Here is a 5,443-nt window from a genome sequence, read left to right as displayed (position 1 = left end):
GGCTCGCCCCGCACCGACGTGTCCACGACCTCGAGGCCGGGACGGACATCCCAGATGCTCGCGACCGCCGCGACCCGGTCGAACCCCAGGACGTCCTCGAGGTCCATCTTGGTCAAGACCGCCACGTCGGCCGTGTTGAAGATGGTCGGGTACTTGCGCGGCTTGTCCTCGCCCTCGGTCGTGGACAGCAGGACGACGCGGGCGGCCTCGCCCAGGTCCCAGCTCGCCGGGCACACCAGGTTGCCGACGTTCTCGATGAACAAGACATCGAGGTCGCTGAGGTCCCAGCCCTCGAGGGCGGCCTCGACCATGTCGGCCTCGAGGTGGCACGTGGTCCCGGTCGAGATCTGGCGGACGGGCGCGCCGCTCGCGGCCAACCGCGTGGCGTCGTTCTCGGTAGCTAGGTCGCCTACGACGACGGCCGCGCGCAGGTCGAGCTCCGAGAGCGTCCGCTCCAGGAGCGCCGTCTTGCCCGAGCCCGGACTCGAGACCAAGTTGACGACGAACACGCCGGCGTCGGCGAACCGGGCGCGCAGGTCGGCCGCGAGCGCGTCGTTCTTGCGCAGGACCTTTTGGCGGACGTCGATGATTCGGGCGGTGGACATGACTAGCGGCGCCAGGGCGGCGTGGGCATCGTGGGTGGGTCGGGCGACGCGGCGCCGTCACCGGTAGGAGAGGAGACCTTGAGGTCGCCGTCGGACTCGACCTCGAGGTGGCTGATCTCGATCTCGCGGCCCGCGCGGACGTCGCCGGTGGGCGTGTCGCAGACGGGGCACCGGAACCGCGTGATGGTCGGCAGCTCGCGCTCGGCGTCGCAGGTCGGGCAGTGTACCACGACCGGAACCGTCTCGACCTCGAGGGTCGAGCCCTCGAGGGCGGTCCCCTCGACGGCGATCTCGTAGGCGAAGTCGAGGGCGCCGCGGACGACGCCCGATAGGTCGCCAAGGCGCAGGTGGAGCGCTGTGACGCGCGTCGCGCCGGCGTCTCGAGCAGCCCGGTCAGCAGCGCTCACCAGGCTCGTCGCGATCGATAGCTCGTGCACGTTATTGGACCGTGCGGCCCGGCTGGCGGTCGGCCTGCTCGAGGTGGCGACCGAACGCCCGCGCGACGCCCAGCCCGAAGCTGAGGGCGCGCGAGATGTACGGGTCGCGGAGGGCCTTGACCAGCGAGACGGGTCCCTTGACCGGTGGCTGCTGGCGCGGCCCCTCTTCCGCGGCTGCGATCAAGGCCGTCGCCAACCCGCCGACGGTCTCGACCGCGTTCGGGTCGAGGACGGTGCTGTTCAACAAGGCCTGGACGCCCTCCGAGTTGAGGGCCTCCTGGAACACGCCGACCGTCCGCAGGAGGTTTTCAATGTTGTCGGGCGTGGCGAGGTCGCGGGCCTGGGCGACAGCCGGTGCGTAGGCCCCCAGCGCCCCGCCGTCCTTCGCCGCTCCCGCTCGGACGTGGTGGAGCGTGTCGTTCAGCGTCTCGGCGATCTCCGGGCCGCGCCGGATCGCGCCGGTCAGTAGGTTCAAAAGGTCGTTGATCTCGTCGGCGCGGGCGGCCAACGTCTCCAAGCCGCGGACGGTCTCAGCGTCGAGGGCGGCAGCGGGTTGGGAGGTTGGGGACAAGAGCGTTTCCATAGTCGTCAACGTATGTGCGTCAGGAGATCTCCTGGCCGATGGTACGGCCTCGAGGGCGACCCTTCGGCGAAAGCATACGGTTCCTTGACAGAGACCGCAAGAGTCCCTTATGATCCGGTCCCGGCGCGTTAAGGGCTCGTCCTGATAACGTTGACATAAAACAGTCTGAGAGCGTTTACCACTCACACATATCATCATGGCTTCTCTCCTCTGGTTTCAGGGCGGCGCCTGCAGCGGCAACACGATGTCGTTCCTCAACGCCGAGGAGCCCTCAGCGTGCGATCTGGTCACCGACTTCGGGATCGACATCGCGTACCACCCCTCGCTCAGCATGGAGTTTGGGGAGGCGGCGCAACGGCTGTTTCGGCAGTACGCCTCGGGCGAGAAGCAGCTGGACGTGTTCGTCTACGAGGGCACGGTCATGATGGGGCCGGACGGCTCGGGCCGCTACGACATGTTCGCCGACCGTCCGATGAAGGACTGGGTCGCGGAGCTGGTCGAGCAGGCCACGTTCGTCGTTGCGATCGGCGACTGCGCGTGCTGGGGCGGAATCCCCGCGACAGCCCCGAACCCGACCGACTCGATCGGGCTCCAGTACCTCAAGCGCGACGCCGGCGGGTTCCTCGGCTCCGACTGGCGCTCGAAGTCGGGCCTGCCCGTCATCAACATTCCGGGCTGCCCGGCCCACCCGGACTGGGTCACCCAGATCCTAGTCGCGGTCGCGTCCGGCCGCGCCGGCGACATCGCCCTCGACGAGTTGCAGCGTCCCCAGACGTTCTTTAAGACGTTCACCCAGACCGGCTGCACGCGCAACCAGTACTTCGAGTGGAAAGAGTCGACGGAGAGCTTTGGAGAGGGGACCCGCAAAGGGTGCCTGTTCTACGAGTACGGGTGCCGCGGGCCGGTCACGCACTCGCCGTGCAACCGCATCCTGTGGAACAAGCACTCCTCCAAGACGCGCGCCGGCATGCCGTGCGTCGGCTGCACCGAGCCGGAGTTCCCGTTCTACGACCTGGCGCCGGGGACCGTCTTCAAAACCCAGAAGATGTTCGGAGCCATTCCCAAAGACACGCTGCCTGAGGGCACCGATCCGCTGACCTACGCCGCCCACGCCGCCGCCGCCCGCGTGGCCGCGCCTGCCTGGGCTCGCGACGACATCTTCGTCGTGTAGCTCGACCTCGAGGCTGCGACCTCGAGGACGGCACGCTCTCTTTTTGACATCGCGGCGACGACCGCGCACCCGACAGACCCATGGACACCTCCGCCATCGACACCACCAAGCTCGGCGCCGGGCGCGTCGAGATGCACATCAGCCCGATGGGCCGCGTCGAGGGCGACCTCGATCTGAACCTGATCGTCGAGGACGGCCACGTGGTTGACTCGTGGACGCAGGCGGGCATGTTCCGCGGCTTCGAGATCATCCTGAAGGGGAAGGACCCCCAGGCCGGCCTCATCGTGACGCCGCGCATCTGCGGCATCTGCGGCGGCAGCCACCTGTACAAGAGCGCCCAGGCGCTCGACGTGGCGTGGAAGGTCCACATGCCGCACAACGCCCACCGCGTGCGCAACATCGCCCAGGCGTGCGAGACGCTGCAGTCGATCCCGCGCTGGTTCTATGCCTTGTTCGCGGCGGACATGACGAACAAGAACTACGCGAAGGCGCCCGAATACGACGAGATCGTGCGGCGCTTCGCCCCGTTCGTCGGGACCGGCTACGAAAAGGGCGTCACGATGTCCAACAAGCCCGTCGAGGTCTACGCGCTCTACGGCGGCCAGTGGCCGCACTCGTCGTTCATGGTGCCCGGCGGCGTCATGTGCGCGCCGACGTTGTCGGACATCACGCGCTCGATCGCGATCCTGGACTTCTGGAAGGACAACTGGCTCGAGAAGGAGTGGCTCGGCTGCTCCGTCGACCGCTGGATGGAGAACAAGACGTGGGAGGACGTCCTGGAGTGGGCCGAGGAGAACGAGGCCCAGCGCAACTCGGACTGTGCGCTGTTCATCCGCTTTGCGATGTCGATCGGCCTGGACAAGATCGGCCGGGGCGTCGGGAGCTTCCTGGCGACCGGGACCTACATGCAGCCCGAGCTCTACGAGCACCCGACCATCGAGGGCCGCAACGCCGCGCTCCAGACGCGCTCGGGCGTCTACGACGACGGCCAGTTCCACGACTTCGACCAGGCCGACATCGCCGAGGACCACACGTACTCGTTCTTCGAGGGCTCCGGTCAACTCCACCCGTTCGACGGCAAGACGGAGCCGCTCGACCCGTTGGTGGGCGCCAAGCAGAACAAGTACACCTGGTCCAAGGCCCCGCGCTACAACATCCCGGGCAAGGGCTACAAGCCCCTCGAGGCCGGGCCGCTCGCGCGCCAGGTCATCGCCGGCCGCGAGGGCGCGGCGGACCACCAGGACTACGACCCGCTCATCCTGGACATGGTCAACAAGATCGGCCCGAGCGTCTTCACGCGTGTCTTTGCGCGGATGCACGAGGCGCCCAAGCTGTTCAAGAAGGTCAACGAGTGGATCGGCGAGATCGACTTGCACGACTCGTTCTACACCAAGCCAGTCGAGCTCGAGGACGGGCGCGGGTTCGGTGCGACCGAGGCGGCCCGCGGCGCGCTCGCCGACTGGATCACGCTCAAGGACGGGAAGATCGAGAACTACCAGGTCGTCACCCCGACGGCCTGGAACGTCGGCCCGCGCGACGGGCACGACAACCTGGGACCGATCGAGCAGGCGTTCGTCGGGATGGACCTGCACGACGTGGACGACCCCATCGAGCTGGCCCACGTCGCGCGCTCGTTCGACTCGTGCCTGGTCTGTACCGTCCACGCGTACGACGCCAAAACGGGCAAGGAGCTCAGCCGGTTCAAGGTCGGCGGCGGCTGCTAGCCGCCCTCGACGACTCACGTTTGTAGGCGGGGAGGCTGGTCAACGGCCTCCCCGCGCTCGTCTCCCATGTCTCTAGACTCCGACACGATCACGCGCGCGCCCGGCTACGTCGCCCCCGGCGGGGAGACGGTGCTCATCGGGTGCGGCAACCTGCTGCGCGGCGACGACGCCGCCGGTCCGATGACCGTCCGTCAACTGTGGGCGCGGTGGGGCGAGAGCGTGCCGCCCGGCATCCGCGTGGTCGATGGCGGGACGGCGGGGATGGACGTGGCCTTCCAGATGAGGGGCGCGCGGCGCGTCCTGATCGTCGACGCGTGCCTGACGGGGGAGGAGCCGGGGACGCTGTACCGTGTGCCCGGAGCCGAGGTCGAGAACATCCCGCCGGTCGACGGCATGAACCTGCACGCGTTCCGGTGGGACCACGCACTCGCGTTCGCGCGGTGGCTCTTAAAGGACGACTACCCGACCGACATCACGGTCTACCTTATCGAGGCCGCCCAGACCGACTTCGGCGCGCCACTCAGCCCGGCCGTCTCTGAAGCTGTCGACGCGCTCGCCGAGCGCCTGGACAACGAGCTGGCCGCGTTCGCCTACGACCAGGGCGACGCATGACCGCGACCGACACCTCGACCGTTACGCTTCGCGACGACGGCTACCTCTTGGTCCCTCGCGCGCTCGCCGAGGAGCGGTTCCCCAGCGGTGCCGTGTTCGTCACGCTGCGCGACGGTCAGATGTGGCTGCTACCGACCAGCGGCGCTGGCGCGGGCGGCTTCTTGCTCAAGCGTCGCAACGCGGCGGGCGACCGGGCCGTGCTCGTCCTCGAGGCCGTCCCGTCCGGCACGGCGCCCGGCGACCGGACGGCGCGGTGGGACGACGACGCCTGCGCGCTCCGCATCACCCTCGGCCCCGACTAGCGTGGAAGT

General features: G+C 68.4%; 7 protein-coding genes. 4 read left to right on the top strand and 3 right to left on the bottom strand.

From position 1 onward, the window contains the following. From hypB to WBA11_RS14975, 3 genes are all read right to left on the bottom strand, one after another. Positions 1–605, bottom strand: a 605-nt coding sequence (hypB, locus tag WBA11_RS14985) for a hydrogenase nickel incorporation protein HypB (protein ID WP_424521468.1), incomplete at its 3' end; no start/stop codon positions are given. A 2-nt stretch (positions 606–607) separates the two neighbouring features. Then, a complete protein-coding gene (hypA, locus tag WBA11_RS14980; protein WP_424521467.1) occupies positions 608–1,042 on the bottom strand; it encodes a hydrogenase maturation nickel metallochaperone HypA in 435 nt (144 codons plus the stop codon). Between the two features lies 1 nt (position 1,043). Continuing rightward, positions 1,044–1,625 (bottom strand): DUF1641 domain-containing protein, encoded by a 582-nt coding sequence (locus tag WBA11_RS14975; protein WP_424521466.1) that lies wholly within the window; start codon positions 1,623–1,625, stop codon positions 1,044–1,046. Between the two features lie 196 nt (positions 1,626–1,821). On the opposite strand from WBA11_RS14975, the gene WBA11_RS14970 reads away from it, so the two are divergent. The 4 genes from WBA11_RS14970 (at position 1,822) to WBA11_RS14955 (ending at position 5,434) form a co-directional block, all read left to right on the top strand. Then, complete coding sequence (locus tag WBA11_RS14970) at positions 1,822–2,796, top strand: hydrogenase (protein ID WP_424521465.1); 975 nt, start codon at positions 1,822–1,824, stop codon at positions 2,794–2,796. Positions 2,797–2,876: 80 nt separating this feature from the next. After that, a complete protein-coding gene (locus WBA11_RS14965; protein WP_424521464.1) occupies positions 2,877–4,520 on the top strand; it encodes a nickel-dependent hydrogenase large subunit in 1,644 nt (547 codons plus the stop codon). Between the two features lie 66 nt (positions 4,521–4,586). Beyond that, a complete protein-coding gene (locus tag WBA11_RS14960) occupies positions 4,587–5,132 on the top strand; it encodes a hydrogenase maturation protease (protein WP_424521463.1) in 546 nt (181 codons plus the stop codon). Continuing rightward, a complete protein-coding gene (locus WBA11_RS14955; protein WP_424521462.1) occupies positions 5,129–5,434 on the top strand; it encodes a hydrogenase maturation protease in 306 nt (101 codons plus the stop codon). Before WBA11_RS14960 ends, WBA11_RS14955 begins: the two co-directional genes overlap by 4 nt. Positions 5,435–5,443 lie beyond the last annotated feature (9 nt).

The organism is Rubrivirga sp. (assembly GCF_049648075.1).
In the GTDB taxonomy this organism is placed as follows: Bacteria; Bacteroidota; Rhodothermia; order Rhodothermales; family Rubricoccaceae; genus Rubrivirga.
Note: the sequence above shows the minus strand (reverse complement) of the source record. Positions and strands in the feature narration are given on the sequence as shown.